The 13,662-nt window shown below is 65.0% G+C and carries 17 protein-coding genes and 1 pseudogene; 13 read left to right on the top strand and 5 right to left on the bottom strand.

All coding sequences use genetic code 11. From position 1 onward, the window contains the following. The first annotated feature begins 199 nt into the window (after positions 1–199). Positions 200–568, top strand: a complete 369-nt coding sequence (locus tag OHS33_RS12180; protein WP_330330409.1) for a hypothetical protein — start codon at positions 200–202, stop codon at positions 566–568. 16 nt (positions 569–584) lie between these two features. On the opposite strand, the gene OHS33_RS12175 is transcribed toward OHS33_RS12180, so the two are convergent. Together OHS33_RS12175 and OHS33_RS12170 are read right to left on the bottom strand one after the other, a co-directional pair. After that, complete coding sequence (locus tag OHS33_RS12175) at positions 585–791, bottom strand: Imm32 family immunity protein (protein WP_330330408.1); 207 nt, start codon at positions 789–791, stop codon at positions 585–587. A gap of 50 nt (positions 792–841) precedes the next feature. After that, positions 842–1,597 (bottom strand): GntR family transcriptional regulator, encoded by a 756-nt coding sequence (locus OHS33_RS12170; protein ID WP_330330407.1) that lies wholly within the window; start codon positions 1,595–1,597, stop codon positions 842–844. A gap of 79 nt (positions 1,598–1,676) precedes the next feature. Here OHS33_RS12170 and OHS33_RS12165 point away from each other — a divergent pair, with 79 nt between their 5' ends. The 5 genes and pseudogenes from OHS33_RS12165 to OHS33_RS12145 form a co-directional block, all read left to right on the top strand. Continuing rightward, complete coding sequence (locus OHS33_RS12165) at positions 1,677–1,955, top strand: hypothetical protein (protein ID WP_330330406.1); 279 nt, start codon at positions 1,677–1,679, stop codon at positions 1,953–1,955. Between the two features lie 475 nt (positions 1,956–2,430). After that, the gene (locus OHS33_RS12160; RefSeq protein ID WP_330330405.1) at positions 2,431–3,171 is read left to right on the top strand and encodes a GntR family transcriptional regulator; all 741 of its coding nucleotides are present in this window, start codon (positions 2,431–2,433) and stop codon (positions 3,169–3,171) included. Then, positions 3,168–3,509, top strand: coding sequence for a hypothetical protein (locus OHS33_RS12155; protein ID WP_330330404.1), 342 nt, complete (start codon positions 3,168–3,170; stop codon positions 3,507–3,509). Before OHS33_RS12160 ends, OHS33_RS12155 begins: the two co-directional genes overlap by 4 nt. 417 nt (positions 3,510–3,926) lie before the next feature. Then, complete coding sequence (locus OHS33_RS12150; RefSeq protein WP_330330403.1) at positions 3,927–4,880, top strand: TIGR02391 family protein; 954 nt, start codon at positions 3,927–3,929, stop codon at positions 4,878–4,880. A gap of 49 nt (positions 4,881–4,929) precedes the next feature. Beyond that, positions 4,930–5,423 (top strand): annotated as a pseudogene (locus tag OHS33_RS12145) (tyrosine-type recombinase/integrase); the annotation flags it as partial. Between the two features lie 357 nt (positions 5,424–5,780). Here OHS33_RS12145 and OHS33_RS12140 read toward each other — a convergent pair. From OHS33_RS12140 to OHS33_RS12130, 3 genes are all read right to left on the bottom strand, one after another. Next, positions 5,781–6,641 (bottom strand): hypothetical protein, encoded by an 861-nt coding sequence (locus OHS33_RS12140; protein WP_330330402.1) that lies wholly within the window; start codon positions 6,639–6,641, stop codon positions 5,781–5,783. A 10-nt stretch (positions 6,642–6,651) separates the two neighbouring features. Further along, on the bottom strand, positions 6,652–7,977 hold the full coding sequence (locus OHS33_RS12135) for an AAA family ATPase (protein ID WP_330330401.1): 1,326 nt from the start codon (positions 7,975–7,977) through the stop codon (positions 6,652–6,654). A gap of 1,013 nt (positions 7,978–8,990) precedes the next feature. Beyond that, positions 8,991–9,455: an NUDIX hydrolase gene (locus OHS33_RS12130; protein ID WP_330330400.1), complete on the bottom strand. Its 465-nt coding sequence runs from the start codon at positions 9,453–9,455 to the stop codon at positions 8,991–8,993. A gap of 18 nt (positions 9,456–9,473) precedes the next feature. Here OHS33_RS12130 and OHS33_RS12125 point away from each other — a divergent pair, with 18 nt between their 5' ends. The 7 genes from OHS33_RS12125 (at position 9,474) to OHS33_RS12095 (ending at position 13,588) form a co-directional block, all read left to right on the top strand. Then, positions 9,474–10,256, top strand: a complete 783-nt coding sequence (locus OHS33_RS12125) for a GntR family transcriptional regulator (RefSeq protein WP_330330399.1) — start codon at positions 9,474–9,476, stop codon at positions 10,254–10,256. A gap of 139 nt (positions 10,257–10,395) precedes the next feature. Next, positions 10,396–10,734 carry an SCO3933 family regulatory protein gene (locus OHS33_RS12120; RefSeq protein ID WP_330330398.1) on the top strand — a complete coding sequence of 113 codons (339 nt, stop codon included), beginning with the start codon at positions 10,396–10,398 and terminating at the stop codon, positions 10,732–10,734. Positions 10,735–10,736: 2 nt separating this feature from the next. After that, positions 10,737–12,098 (top strand): FtsK/SpoIIIE domain-containing protein, encoded by a 1,362-nt coding sequence (locus OHS33_RS12115; RefSeq protein WP_330330397.1) that lies wholly within the window; start codon positions 10,737–10,739, stop codon positions 12,096–12,098. A gap of 87 nt (positions 12,099–12,185) precedes the next feature. Further along, positions 12,186–12,842: a DUF2637 domain-containing protein gene (locus tag OHS33_RS12110; RefSeq protein ID WP_330335019.1), complete on the top strand. Its 657-nt coding sequence runs from the start codon at positions 12,186–12,188 to the stop codon at positions 12,840–12,842. Between the two features lie 15 nt (positions 12,843–12,857). After that, entirely contained in the window at positions 12,858–13,049 is a 192-nt protein-coding gene (locus OHS33_RS12105; protein ID WP_330330396.1) for a mobile element transfer protein, read from the top strand. Positions 13,050–13,066: 17 nt separating this feature from the next. Continuing rightward, positions 13,067–13,225, top strand: a complete 159-nt coding sequence (locus OHS33_RS12100; protein ID WP_107084747.1) for a hypothetical protein — start codon at positions 13,067–13,069, stop codon at positions 13,223–13,225. 21 nt (positions 13,226–13,246) lie between these two features. Then, complete coding sequence (locus OHS33_RS12095) at positions 13,247–13,588, top strand: SpdD-like protein (RefSeq protein WP_330330395.1); 342 nt, start codon at positions 13,247–13,249, stop codon at positions 13,586–13,588. Positions 13,589–13,662 lie beyond the last annotated feature (74 nt).

Genomic DNA, 13,662 nt, shown 5'->3' with positions numbered 1-13,662 from the left:
TCCCCCTCACCGGCCAAGGCCCTGACCTGCACGTCCCCGCCCGCCTCCCCGGCTTTCCCCGAGGCTCCCCGCCGAAGCCCTCCCGTTCGGGCACGCGGGGGACACGGCCCGCTGAGCCCCAGGGGGCAGCGGTGGCGACCGGTATACGCGGTTGCGGCACGTCGCTGCCGCATCGCAGGATGCCAGTCAGGGAGGGGCCATGGAACGACATGAGTTGATGCGGCTGCTGGTCGGTGACGACGCAGCATCCAAAGCTGCTCTGGCGGCCCTCGCCGACGGTGCCGATTACGTCGTCTGGGAGGCCGGGACGAGGCTCTCGGACGGCCATGCAGGAATCTTTGCGATGCGACTTCGGCGCATGCGGCGGAAGGGGGCCGAGAACCTGGGATGGGAACGAGCGGTGGAACTCCTCCGTGAGCGCCCTCAGCCCATCCGCATCGGGCAGATCACCGCCTCCGACAGGTCATGGATCTACACGATCTTCCTCACGGAGGACGGTGGCGCACTGGTGGCCTGCGCCGGCGTACGGCATCAGGTCGAGCAGCCACCACCTTCGGGGGCCGTGTGAGCACGTGAGTGCGCGCCTAGAGCGAGTCGTCACGCTCCAGAACGAGGCCGGACGAGCCGTCCTCAAGGTCAACGCCCGCATCAAGGTGAAGGTGGTACCCGTTCCGCAGGTCAGGGTTGGCAAGTTCCAACAGTCGCTCCGCGAGGAGGCGAAGTCCCTCCGCGTTGGCCGTTATGAGGGCCTCGCCAACTGAGCTCTGCACCTTGATCACCGGTTCATCCATACGGCCAAGCTAACCTGCGGTCGACCAAGCGGCCGCCTCGGTCTCTCGCGTTAGCGACCGACAGGGATCTCGTAGACGATCTCGCACAGTGCGGCGGGGATGACGATGTCCGCCGTCTCCACGGGCCGCCCCTGGTCGCTGTAGTACGTCCGCCGGATGTGCGTGACGAGAGCCGCCTTCTGGATCCCCAGGAGCGAGGCATCCTCGGCGCTCGCCTGCCGCGGCTCCGGCTGTTCCACGGCATGGGTGACCGTGATTCCGATCGCGGCCATCCGGTTCACGACGCCAACACCGGCGTGCGGCCCACCCTCCGGCAGGACGACGAGCGTGCCCGAGGTCAGCTCGTACGGCTCCCAACTCGTCGACAGCTGCACCGGCCGCCCATCGGCGAGGAACTCATAAACCGTACGCACGCACAGGTCGCCCTCGGCGATCCCGAGCCGAGCCGCGATCTCGGCCGGGGCTGGCACCTTCGCTTCGGTCCGGCTTTCCCAGTCGCCCTGCTTGCCCAAGGCCTGCATGTCCGCCCGGAACGGCGAACCGCCCAGCTGCTCGCGCGCCGAGGAGCGGACCACCCGCACGCGTCGCCGAGCCTCGGCGACGTACGTCCCCGAGCCTGCGCGCCCCTCCAGCAGCCCTTGGGAGATCAGCAGCTCCTGCGCCCGCCGAACCACGTTCTCGCCGACGCCGCACTCCTCGGCGAGCTGGGCGCGGGAGGGGAGCCGATCTCCGGCCGTCCACACATGCTCCGCGATCCGCTGCCGCAGGACGTCGGCGACGCGGAGATAAGGCGGCTGCTCAGGCATGTAGAAAATCTAGTCCACTAGCTCTAATCTAGTTAACTAGCTTCACTCAACGTGATCACCCGGCGACGGAGGCCTCCCTGTGCCCGCATCGGAAACACGGGCCGAGGGCATCGCCGCCCGGCTGTCCGCCTTGGGGCTGGTCACGCGTGTGGAGGAGCACGCCCGATACACGTCGATCGAAGCGGAGGTACCGGAAGCGCTCCCCGCCGAAGCATGGCAGGAGGTCTTGGAAGTGGTGGCGGAAGCCGACCGATTCGGGCTCCTCGCCAGCAGTTTGACCGGCCGCACCCTCTGGGCCGCCGTACAGAGAACGGTCCCCGCGACGGGCGACGTCCGGGGACCTGGCCATCAGCGATAGGAGCTGATCAGCGTGCACAACCGTATGGGCCCCACCACCGCTCGCACCAGTGGGCTGCAACTCCCTGCACTCTCCTATGCCACGCACGCGAGGGTCATCGCGTACCGGTCGACCTCGTGCGCGATCGGCACACACTACGACTGCACCCAGTCGTCCCCTGCCACAGCGCCGGTAGGTGTGCCCGTGATCTACGAGGCGTGCGACTGCTCGTGCCACACAACGGCCGACCGGCCGGACCCGGATCGGGTGACCCCGTGAGCGGATGGAAGCCGAGCGGCCCCATCGCGACGAGAGTAGAGATCACGTCGACCAGCGTGCAGCGCGGCGACGTCATCCAGGTCGGCGGCCAGCCGTGCCGGGTCATTGACCTAATTCAACTTCCCGCCAGCGCAAAGAAACTGTGCTTCGAGACGGGCGAGCAACTGACCATGCACTCCCGAACGCGCCTCGTCGCTCTCCGGATGCGGAGCCAGTGGTGACCCACCCCGCCCCTTCTCGCCGGCACGCCATTGCCGAAGACCTCCGCAACCAGATCTCGACGGGGCGCCTGAGAGTTGGCGAACGCCTCCCCTCCGAGGCTCAACTGGCGGCCCGCTACAAGGTCAGCACGCCGACACTGCGGAACGCCCTCGCGCTCCTCCAGGGCGAAGGCCTCATCGAGAAGATCCACGGCAGCGGCAACTTCATCCGCCACCCCCTCCACAAAATCACGTACCTCGGCGGTGGACACACCCGAGCCGTACAGCTCGCACCCGACGGGGTCCTAAGCGTCAGCGTCAGCACCACCAATCTTCGAGCTCAAGGCCCCCTGGCAACCCTGCTCAAGGTCGCACCCCGCAGCCCCCTGACGGAATTCCTCCACCTCTGCCACGACGGAACGACGCCGCATAGCCTGACCCGCGTCTACGTTCCTCGCGACCTGGCGCCGGCCGTCATCCCCGACCCGCCATCATGCTCCGTGGTAACGGCGACGCTGGCCTCGTTGCGCCCACCCCTGGCTGAGGTGCAGGAGAGGATCAACGCCCGCCTCCCGACCCCGGAAGAAGCAGCGGTCCTTCGGATTAGCCAATCCTTGGCAATCCTCGTGATCACACGCGTGGCAACCGACGTCATCGGCCGCGTGGTCGAAGCAGCCATCCTGGTCCTCCCAGGAGACCGATCCGACGCCCTCTTCGCTACCCGCCACGCGCCAGAAGAGGGGAACTCGAACAAATGACGTCTCGCGACGAACTGAGACTCCTCCCATGGTCGGGCCCCGACGACAAACCCTGCTTCCTGAGCGCTGGCGCCAACGACAGCTATCTGTCCCGCCTGGCTGACAACACCGAAGCATTACAACTGGACCGAGGGCTCGACCTCCTGGACCAGGCGCTCGATCTACTCGCAGACGAGAAGGCGGACCCGGACGAACTGCGCTTCCTGGCAACAGACCTGACCGAAGCCTTGCGAGATGCGGTCCGAGTGGCAGCCAGCCGCGGCCACCGCCTACCAACGCAAGCCCACTCGCCGCACGAGGGGCGCGGCGACTCCAATAGCCCGTCGCCATCTGTCTAGGACACCGCGCCCCACTCATCAGCGACGGCGAAGCCCCAGATTCGTCTGGGGCTTCGCCTTGCCGCCACTACCAGGACTGGCACACGGCTCCGGAGGCCCCGTGCGTCTCACGCGTTTCAGCAGGTCAAGGCCCTATGGATGCCCTCTGTCGTTCCGCCGGTCCACGAATAGACCGCAGCTGCCGCAGCACTGTGCGCCGGCGCACAGTCCAGCCTTCCAGCACATGCGTGCATCGCAACAGAGGCCAGGCTCCGCGCCCATCCGTGCCCCGGCGGTCACTGCCGAGTGCCCCGGCCCAACCCTGTCCGTGGAGGGCGCATATGGGTGGGTCCCTGCTCGGGCGATCAATCGTGCAGAACTGGGTTCGAGGGCCGTCACCTGACGCGAGGTGAAGCGTTGCACTGTCTGAGGCTGTGTATGCGACTGATTGGGCGTCAGTTCGCTGACCCGGAAGTCCTGTTCAAGCAATTTACGGCGGATCAGCTTGCTGCTGAGCCGACCTCCATTAGTAAGGTGGCTAGTGAAGTGGCGACGCGACATTTCTCCGCCAATGCATTGATTCCCCACGGGCATCATCAGGACTGGGAACTAATTGAAGAGATTATTCGCGAGGCGGAACGGCTGACTGATCAGTGGCCTGGCGTAGAGACCGAAATCGCGGTTAAGGGTGCACGTAATCTTCGCGGAAGTTACGGCTCGCTTATTGATGCCCAAATTGACCTCGGTGATGATCGTCGCGATGTGACTGAGGTGGACATTTCGCGGATTGAACGTGGCAGTGGTGAGTCGGAAATGATTGTGTCGATCATCCTGTCTAAGAATCAAAAAGACACATCGTGGGTATTCGCTTCCGGCCCCGTTAAGCGTGTCTGTGAAGAACTCGTGCGTAATCTTCAGGCGTTCATTCTTCAGGTCGTTAAGTATCCAGAGGCGGCCAAAGTGAATTCTGTGACCGTTGGCAATGCCGTCGAGTCACGCGTGCAACACCTACACTCCGCTGTCCGGTCCAGGGCGCTGGCCAGGCTTACGAGTGGTCATGGTGACGAGGCGGTTGAAGAAGCGTGCAAGAGTGTCGGGGCAAGGCTTCGTCATCTAAGCGGACTAGACGACGACGGCACGTCCCTGGTGACTAACACCCTGGGAAGTCGTCGACTGATCGCTATTAATGACGGCGCCACAAAGTCGGAGATAAGCGAGCAGGATGGTTACATGCATTTGGGTATGGCGTTGTTTCGAGCAGCGCGGAATCCTCGTGCGCACAGACCTTCTGACCCAAACTTCAATGCCGACGAAGTAGTCGAATGGCTGTCGGTCGCAAGTGCCCTGCATAGGGCCCTCGATCGGGCGAGGGTCGAGTCTAAGGCGCCTTAGATAGTGTGATCCAAGCCGATTTGGGTTTAACGAAGCGCCGCTCGTGCTTGTGATCGCGCGCAACGCGGCATCGCTCGTTGAGCCTCCCCGGCCGTAGTCGCGGGAGCTGAGTCTTTGATCCTTGGCCGAGACGCTCGACTTCCTCGCCGCAGTCCGGACCGACCTGCTCTACGCGGCCTTCGTGCTCGCCGTCACCATGGGGCTCCGGCGCGGCGAGCTGGTCGGCTTCCGCTGGGCGGACCTCGACCTCGATAAGCGCGTGCACTACGTCCGCCGGCAGACCCAGCGCCGCCACGGTGTCCTCTACGAAGATGACCCCAAGCGGTCACGATCCCCGCGATGTGCATCGCATCGCTGCGCTGGCACCGGATGCAGCAGAGCAGCCAGCGAGCCCGCGCGGGGGAGAAGCGGACGGACAGCGGCCATGTCCTCACCACCCGCACTGGCCGTCCGGTCGAGCCGCGCAACGTCTACCGCTCCTTCATCCGCGTTGCCCAGACCGCTGGCCTCCGAATGATCCGGCTGCACGACCGGACTCCTGGACTATGCCCTTGGGGTCCTCCAGGACGAGGCGGCGGACGGTGACGAACTCCGCCTCCTGGCAACGGACCTGGCTGGAGCCCTGAGGGACGCAGTCCGCGTAGCAACCAGCCGAGGCCGCCGCCTAGCGATATCAGCTCCCTACGCCCGCGAAGAAGAACCCTCTGACTAGTCACACGAGACCCGGCGACTGTGAAGCCCCCAGCCCAGCCCAGGGGCTTCACTGTTCGTGTGTGTGTCACTGGCAAACGGTTCCGGAGGTCACTCGGCTTGGTGTGAGGTCCGGCTTGCCTTCCAAAGCGAGCTGTTGGCACGAGGGCTGGTGCAAAAGACTCTCGCTCGCATTTTTTAATTCGCTGGCTAACCCTTCCACACCCGCACCCCGAGAGATGCCGCCGCTCGTTCCACATTGGAGTGTGTATCCAGCCTCTTGAGTAGTTCAAGGCTCATGGCAGCACGTGACGAGCGCTCTACGATGTCGGCTCCGACGTTGCTGGATGCTCCCCAATGGCTCTTGAGGAGGTAGGCAAACGCCTTTGCCAGATCGTGCCCCGAACAGTAGCGCCTCGGGTGTCGAACTTTTTCAACCTCGGCAAAGTAGATCTGCAGAATTTCATCTTCGGTGAGTGGACACGAGCCATCCGATTTACTCAAGGCGATCTTTATTATCTTCGATACGTCGATCTTTAGAGTGGCTCGATCGATGGCCGCCGAGATCGGAAAATCGCGCAAAGCGAGCGCGAGTGAATCCCTTGCCGAAATAAACCTCAAGAGCCCGATGGGAAATGCGAGAGACTGGCACCTGTCGTGGATATCCACCTCCCGGCAGCCGTTCTTGCCGACTTCATAAACCGAAAGATCAGCGAACGCGCTCGCTACACCTTCGCAGACGGATTCAGAATAAAATACGCAAGCGTCAAGGTCGTAGTCATCTGTGTACGAGATGCGGTCGAGGGCTTCTTCGAGTGGGAGGAGGCCGAGCCAATCTCGGTCAAGGATTGCCAGCGCCCCAGGGAAAGAATTGTCGTTTGCTGCCTTAATAGCATTCAATGCGCGACTTTTCCCATGAGCGGTAAGGATGAGGCATCGACTTTTGTCGACAAATCGATCGAAAACCGCCAGATCTGCTGGCCCTTCAACGACGAGGAAGGATCGATCGTCATTGGTTCTGCGCATGACCATTTCGGCATAGAGCTCATCGCCTGTCAGCAGGTCGAACAATTTTCTGTTCCTACCCTTCCCTCTCCGGGGTGAGGGCTACGGCGCGCCCGATCCAATTCCCCACGATTTGCGGTGAGTGAGTGGCGACGATGAACCTAAATCCGACCACCTCTGCGATTCTTTGAATATCTTCAAGGAAGCGCTGCTGCCATGTGACATGTAGAGAGATTTCTGGTTCGTCGATTAGGACGAGGCCACCTGCTGGTGCGGAGAAAAGCAGGTCATAGAGCAGGACGAGCTCGTGCTGCTCACCAGATGAGAGGCGGGATGGATCGAGCTCCCTTCCGTCGTCAGTGACTACCTGGATCCCCTTATTTCTGTCAATCTTGAGATTCTTCGACAGGAACCTGGCATTGATGATCTCTAGTAGTAGACTGAGTCGGTCAAGAAGCTCTTTGAACGTGGACAGCTTCTTCTCGCTGTCTTCGAGATATAGCCATAGGACTTTCTTCTCCCAGTCGGCCAAGGTCTTAGGAAGAAGGATGCTTCCAGCCTTTTCGTCGAGCAGTGAGACGTCAGCCAATCGGCGACGTAGATCGTTCTGCTCGCGATAGCGGCTCCTGATCTCATCCTCTGGCGGAAGTTCTGTGTTTGCCTGAATGAGTCTGCTTGGGTACGTCCTGTCGAGCTCTTGTGAGGTGCGGGAATTCTCCGCCAAGGCTTCTGCCAGTCTCCGACGCAGGTCGTTGGAGAAATCGGTTACCTTATCGCTTTTTCCTAGGCTTTCTCTTGGGGTTCGGGCTGGGCGCCGTGGTTCGAATGTGAGAAGTCTCTGAGTTTCAATGAGGTGAATATTTAGCTGGTCCACGAATTCGGCAAGCTCGGTCGGCATGGACTTTTTTCGGAGCGATACTGATTGAGGAAGGAGGTCGCCGTATCGATCCAAAACCTCGAACCAGCTAATAGACTCATCTGCTGAATGATCGTGCCAGAGGTCGGGCCCGAGGCGCTCCACGGGTAGGTAGCGTGAGAGCTGTCGAGCCTCCCTCTCGATTCCTCCGGCCAGCCCTGCACTCCACTCCACCCAGGTATTTCGCTCGGGTGTCTGCAGCCTGAAGCGAATGTTGATGCTCTGATCTTCTGGCTCGGGTTCGAACAGGGCGGGTGTCGCGGGATCATTCTTTATTACTTCGAGGACGCAGCCGTCCGAGTAAGTGAAAGTGACGGAATCGAACGGAAGGGTGGCAATCCTTCCGACTCTCAGCGGTGACCCTGTCGCCCTGATCAGTTCAAGTAGCATGGTCTTCCCGACGCCGTTCGGGCCGTGAAGAATGATGAAATCGTCTTCGCTCGGGAAGTTGATTTCATGGTCATATCGACCTAGAAGTCGTGCCACGGAGATTCGAGTGAGAACGCGCAATGTTCAAGGCCTACTCTCTAGTGGCGCATGCGTTAGGTGATCGGATGATAGCGCTTAGTGGTGTCTGTGTAGTAGGCCTTGACTGGTCTGAGGCGGGGGATGCGCTGCGGGCCGACACCCGGGGCCGCCTACACCGCCGTGCCGAGCATCATCAGTGAGATAGGACGGACCAGCAGCGGAGTCAGGGACTGCCGCCACGGTATCCAGGCCTGCGAGTTCTGACTCCTTGACCGCATTACCCTCACTGGCAACGACCCCCCAGGGCGACGCAGCCAGGCTCGCGGTCGAAATGGCCCAGCGCCTGATGTTGATGTGGGCCGTGCCCGGGATCCTCGCGGAGGGTGGCAGTCAGCTTCGCCTGCAACCCACCAGCTGTCATCCCGTCTGCCGTCGACCCACACGGAGTGATAGCAGACCAGGCTTCTGGGGCCCAGGTGGAGCGCCCTGCTGGACGAACGACCTGGGCCCCAGAAGCCTGGTCTGCTATGGCTTGCCTGGGTCGACGGCAGACGGGATGACAGCCCCACCCCGAACCACAACGGAGCCGCGGGCGCACGACTGGCCCCCGCATCCCAGAGTCAGAGCGCCCCCGCCGGAGGCATCGTCTTGACGGGCGGCTCACCGATCAGGCGGGGCTCATTCAGCCCATCAAGTCCTGAGCCGTTGGCGCGCGGTCGGCGTCCCGGGCTGGAGCGGGGCGTAGACAGGAGCGCAGGCCCGGGGCGACGGGCGCGCGACGCCGCCTTGGCGGCGGAAGCGCCCTTGATGAAGTAGGGAAACTCTTACCGCGCTGCCCGGTTCAGAGTGCGAAGGGCTCGTATGCCAGGGCTCGGCTCACGACGTTTTCGGCGTTCAGGTCGGGGTCGAAGTCCCAGAAGATGTAGTTGCTGATGTGAGGACAGCCGAGTCCAAAGTGGCGGTCACTTCGGCTTCGTCGGTGATGCTGCCGTCCAGGATGCGTTGAACGAGCTGCACCGCTTCGTCCCGTGTCACGCCGTGAGCAGCTGGCGGCCGTCGTGGGTGCGGACGTGGGGGCCTGCGTGGTCCAGGGCGTCCAGGAGGCGGATTGCGTAGACCTCGGACATTTGGGCGGCCACCTCCTCCGGGGTGAGCCAGGCGACCGCGGTCGATTCCGCCGAGGTGCGCTCCGTGCCGCCTGACGGCTTGCAGCGGAAGACCAGGGCGACGATGCCTCGGGTGGTGTTCTTGTAGACCCCGGTCAGCTCGTCCACCTCGACGTGGATGCCCGTCTCCTCCAGGACCTCGCGGCGGACGCCGGTCTCCGGGGACTCGGTGAGTTCGAGGACTCCGCCCGGGAGCTCCCAAGTGCCGTTGTCCGCTCGGCGGATCGCCAGGAGTCGGCCGTCCTCGCGCAGCACTGCCCCGGCTACGGACACGGAGTGCAGTGGCGTTGACTTGTGCTGCGGGGAACCCGTACTCATGTACAGGAGCATAGGAGGAAGAGAAGGACTATGGGAACCGCAGTGGGAGGTGGCCGAGGGGCTGTGCCGCGCTACGTGCAGATCGCCGACGACATCGTGCAGCAGATCCGGGCCGGGGTGCTGAAGGCCGGCGACATGGTGCCGAGTGAGTCCGAGCTGGTGGATCGGTATGGGGTCGCTGGCGGGACGATTCGGAAGGCCATGGTGGAGGTGCGGGCCAGCGGGCTCGTGGAGACCCGGCATGGCAAGGGTTCGCTCGTGAAGGCCCGGCCGCCCGTACGGCACCGGTCCTCGGACCGTTTCCGGCGTACGCACCGCCAGGAGGGCAAGGCGGCGTACCTGGCTGAGTCCGCGCAGTCCGGGGCTGAGGCGTCGGTCAGCATGCTCTTCCGCGGGCCTATGGAGGCCCCGGAGGAGATCGCGGAGCGGCTCGGCGTCGCTGTGGGGACTCAGGTGCTTGCTCGTCGGCGGCTGTACTTCCGGGACGGGACGCCGGTCGAGACGGCTACCTCGTACTTGCCGTGGGACGTCGCGAAGGACATCCCGGAGCTGTTCGCGGACAACCCAGGCCCGGGTGGCATCTATGCCCGGCTGGAGGATCATGGCCACGTCTTCGCCGAGTTCGTGGAGACGCTCCAGGCCCGGCCGGCCGCCAAGGCTGAGGCGACCGAGCTGTCGTTGAGTCCCGGTGCTCCGGTGGTGCACCTCCTGCGTAACGCCGTCACCGAAGAGGGCCGCGTGGTGGAGGTCTGCGACACGCTCATGGCCGCTGACCAGTTCGTCTTCGAGTACCGGATTCCCGCGCGCGACTGACGGCCGCTCAACTCCGCACAGCCCGTTGCGAGTTTCTCTTCGCGACGGGTTGACTCATGTATAGGAGTCGGGCACTCTTCTTCATGTAACTCATGTACATGAGTGCAGGAGTTGAACCTCTATAGGGGAGTGATCTGCTGTGCGTCAGATTCCTGTCGACACCACCGGCGCGACCGTGATGGTCGCCCAGCCCCCGCAGCTCAAGCTGCGCGACAAGAAGACCGGACAGGTCGCCGTCGACAACGAGACTGGCAACAACCTCATGACCGTGGACGTGCTGTTCGTGATGAACGGAAGCGCCGAGGTCGTATCCATCACCGTGGCGGAGCCCGGCGTCTCGGGAGAGCTGACCCTGGGTACCCCGATCGCGCTGACCGGCCTGGTCGCCCGGCCGTGGGAGAACGAGTTCAACGGCCAGAAGCGCAACGGGATCAGCTTCCGCGCCGTCGCCGTCACCTCGCTGGCCAAGGCTGGCTGAGCATGAACGCTTTATGGATCACGTTGCTGGTGGTCCTGGCCGCCGTGCTCGTCCTGCGCTGGCTGCGGCCCACCTGGTACTGGATGACCTTCGGGGTCACCTTCGCGACGATCCGCGTCCTGATCCGCTACCGCTCGGTGATGGACGCCTGCGGGCTCACCGTCCCGCCCGCCCGCTGGCGACTGGCGCTCGCCCGGGTCAGCAACCGTCCCCCGCCCGAAGCGCGCTCGCCGCGCATCCTGCGGCTTCGCCCCACCTCGACCGGCTTGGTGCTGCGGCTCAAACTCCGGCCCGGGCAGGACGCGTTCGACTTCACCGCCTCCTCCGATCGGCTACGACACTCCTTCGCCCTCCACAACGTCGTCTCCCGCGAGATCCGCTCCGGCGTGGTCGAGCTACGGATGACCGGATACGACGTGCTCAAGCGGGTGCGCATGCCCGCGGCCGCCGTGCCCGGTGGGGAACTCCGAGTGCCGGTTGCCCTGCGGGAAGACGGGGCGGTGCACTACCGGGACTACCGGCAGGTCCCGCACGCTCTGAACGTCGGCGCGACGCAGTCGGGGAAATCCGTCTACCAGCGCACCCTCGTCGCGGGGCTCGCGCCGCAGAACGTCGCCCTCGTCGGCATCGACTGCAAGAACGGGGTGGAACTCGCTCCGCTGGCCGCGCGGTTGACTGCCTTGGCGGACAACCCGGATGCAGCGGTCGAGCTTCTGGCCGCGCTCGTCGAGTACATGGGCCGCGTCTACCAACTCGTCCGGAGCGAGCAGCGCATCAGTGTCGGTCTCCCGGATGCGGAGATCACCGCCGATATTTGGGATCTGCCCGCGCACCTGCGCCCCGTACCCGTCGTGCTTTTCGTGGATGAGGTTGCGGAGCTGGCCCTCGCCGCGAGCAGGGCGGATGAGGATCGGCGGGATCAGATCGTCACCCACCTGGTCCGTCTCTCCCAGCTGGGCAGGGCCGCCGGTATCTACCTGGAGATCTGCGGTCAGCGCTTCGGCTCCGAGCTCGGCAAGGGCATCACCATGCTCCGCGCCCAGCTCACCGGCCGTACCGCTCACCGCGTGAACGACGAGACCTCGGCGAACATGGCCTTCGGGGACATCTCCCCGGACGCCGTCCTCGCCGCCGTCCAGATCGACAAGGACCGCCCCGGCACTGCTGTGGCCGGCGACTCCTCTGGCGGCTGGTACCGCATCCGGGCCCCGCACACCACGCTCCGCCAGGCCGTGGACACCTGCAACGCCCACGCGCACCGCACCCCGGCCATCCCGGAGCTGGAGCCCTTCCGGCCCGCGCTCCCGGTACGTGTCCTCGTCGGCAAGGTCCAGCCCAGGGCCGCCGCAGCGGGTGCCTTCTAAGCACTTGGCCCACCCGGTCGGCGCGGCCTCATCGCGCCAGGTCCCTACCCCATCCATGCCTGAAAGGAGGTGAACACCGTGACCCACATGGTCCGTCCGGACGCCGTCCTCGTCCAGGCCGTCATTGCCGGAGCGCTCTCCTTCGCCCACCTCCACGATCTGGCCGAAGCCGCCGGACAGCGCGGTTGGAAGGCCTGGGCCTATCCGGTCAGCGTGGACCTGCTCCTCGTCGCAGCCTGGCACCGCCTGCGCACCCTGCGGGACGCGGGGGAGCCCTCGCGTTCGGCCTGGGCCTGGTTCGCCGTCGCCCTGGTGGCCTCGCTCGGCGCGAACGTCGCCACCGCCGGCCTTCTCGACCTCGGCGACGTCCCGGACTGGCTCCGGATCCTCGTCGCAGGATGGCCCGCGCTCGCCTTCCTCGGCGGGACGCTCCTGGTCCACCGGCCTACGTCGCCCAGCGACCCGGAAGCCGATCCCGCTCCGGCGGCCGTGCCCGCGCCCGTGGTCGAGCGGGAGACAGAACCCGGCGTACAGGTCGTGTCGGCCCCGGCCCCTACCCCCGTCGCGCCGGGCTCCGTACCCGCACCTGCGGTGACCGCTCCGCCCGCCCTCGTCGCCCACGCCCAGAAGATCGCTGCCGACCACCGCGCCCGAACCGGCTCGGTCATCGACACCGAGACCCTGCGCGCCCGGCTCGGTGTCCCGCACACCCTCGCCGAAGCCATCGCCGCACAGCTCGCCTGACGACAGGAGACCGCCATGCCCGCCCGGATCAACTTCCGCTCGCTCATGAAGATCGGGCCCGTCCAGATCGGCAACTACCGCGACCGCCACGGCCGCACGAAGGACGCCGCCGTCTGCACCGCCGACTCCTGCGGCTGGTCCTCGGATTACAGCTCCTCGACCGCCGCACAGCTCGCCGCCCGCTCCCACCGCTGCCGCATCAGCTGACCCGAAAGGCCAAAGCCATGGACGTTCCGCTCTGGTTCGCCCTCCTCGCCGTCGGCGTCCTCGGCGTGAAGCTCATCCGCCCGCCCTGGTGGCTCGTCGCCGTGATCCTCCTCGGCGGCTTCCTCCTCGCGGACAGCTTCCTCGCCCCGGCCATCGACACCGCGATCAACAAGTAACCACCCCGGAAGGAGAACCTCATGATCCGGCCCAAGATCCCGGTCAACCCGCTCCCGACCGGCCTCGTCATCCCGCTCGACCAGCCGACCACCGCCGTTGAGCCCCACGAGCCCCACACGAGTGCTGCTCCCGCCTGCGGCTGCCACCACGCCCCGGTTCAGCCGACGTCCCGTGTGCAGCTGCCCGCCGTCCGTCTCACTCCGGTTGGCCTCGTCGCCGCCGTCGCCGGTGGCGCGGGCCTGGTCCTCGTCGTCGGCGCGGTCCTGGTCTCGATGTTCCTGGCCGTCGCCATCACCGGCGCCTCGGTCGCCGTCTGCGCCGTCGTCCTGCGCTCGCTCCTCAACGGCCAGAACCACCGCTGACCGGCACCGGGACGGCCTCAACCGCCAAGTCTCCGCCGTCCCGGTGCCGTGCTCCTGCCCGAACCAAAAGACCC

Origin of the sequence: Streptomyces sp. NBC_00536 (assembly GCF_036346295.1) — a bacterium.
GTDB lineage: Bacteria > Actinomycetota > Actinomycetes > Streptomycetales > Streptomycetaceae > Streptomyces.
Note: the sequence above shows the minus strand (reverse complement) of the source record. Positions and strands in the feature narration are given on the sequence as shown.

Excerpts from the sequence above, each read along its gene's own strand:
- OHS33_RS12105 (WP_330330396.1), top strand. The coding sequence starts at position 12,858 with ATGCCCGCCCGGATCAACTTCCGCTCGCTCATGAAGATCGGGCCCGTC.
- OHS33_RS12110 (WP_330335019.1), top strand. The coding sequence starts at position 12,186 with ATGGTCCGTCCGGACGCCGTCCTCGTCCAGGCCGTCATTGCCGGAGCG.
- OHS33_RS12125 (WP_330330399.1), top strand. The coding sequence starts at position 9,474 with ATGGGAACCGCAGTGGGAGGTGGCCGAGGGGCTGTGCCGCGCTACGTG.
- OHS33_RS12155 (WP_330330404.1), top strand. The coding sequence starts at position 3,168 with ATGACGTCTCGCGACGAACTGAGACTCCTCCCATGGTCGGGCCCCGAC.
- OHS33_RS12150 (WP_330330403.1), top strand. The coding sequence starts at position 3,927 with ATGCGACTGATTGGGCGTCAGTTCGCTGACCCGGAAGTCCTGTTCAAG.
- OHS33_RS12170 (WP_330330407.1), bottom strand. The coding sequence starts at position 1,597 with ATGCCTGAGCAGCCGCCTTATCTCCGCGTCGCCGACGTCCTGCGGCAG.
- OHS33_RS12100 (WP_107084747.1), top strand. The coding sequence starts at position 13,067 with ATGGACGTTCCGCTCTGGTTCGCCCTCCTCGCCGTCGGCGTCCTCGGC.
- OHS33_RS12175 (WP_330330408.1), bottom strand. The coding sequence starts at position 791 with ATGGATGAACCGGTGATCAAGGTGCAGAGCTCAGTTGGCGAGGCCCTC.
- OHS33_RS12180 (WP_330330409.1), top strand. The coding sequence starts at position 200 with ATGGAACGACATGAGTTGATGCGGCTGCTGGTCGGTGACGACGCAGCA.
- OHS33_RS12115 (WP_330330397.1), top strand. The coding sequence starts at position 10,737 with ATGAACGCTTTATGGATCACGTTGCTGGTGGTCCTGGCCGCCGTGCTC.
- OHS33_RS12130 (WP_330330400.1), bottom strand. The coding sequence starts at position 9,455 with ATGCTCCTGTACATGAGTACGGGTTCCCCGCAGCACAAGTCAACGCCA.
- OHS33_RS12095 (WP_330330395.1), top strand. The coding sequence starts at position 13,247 with ATGATCCGGCCCAAGATCCCGGTCAACCCGCTCCCGACCGGCCTCGTC.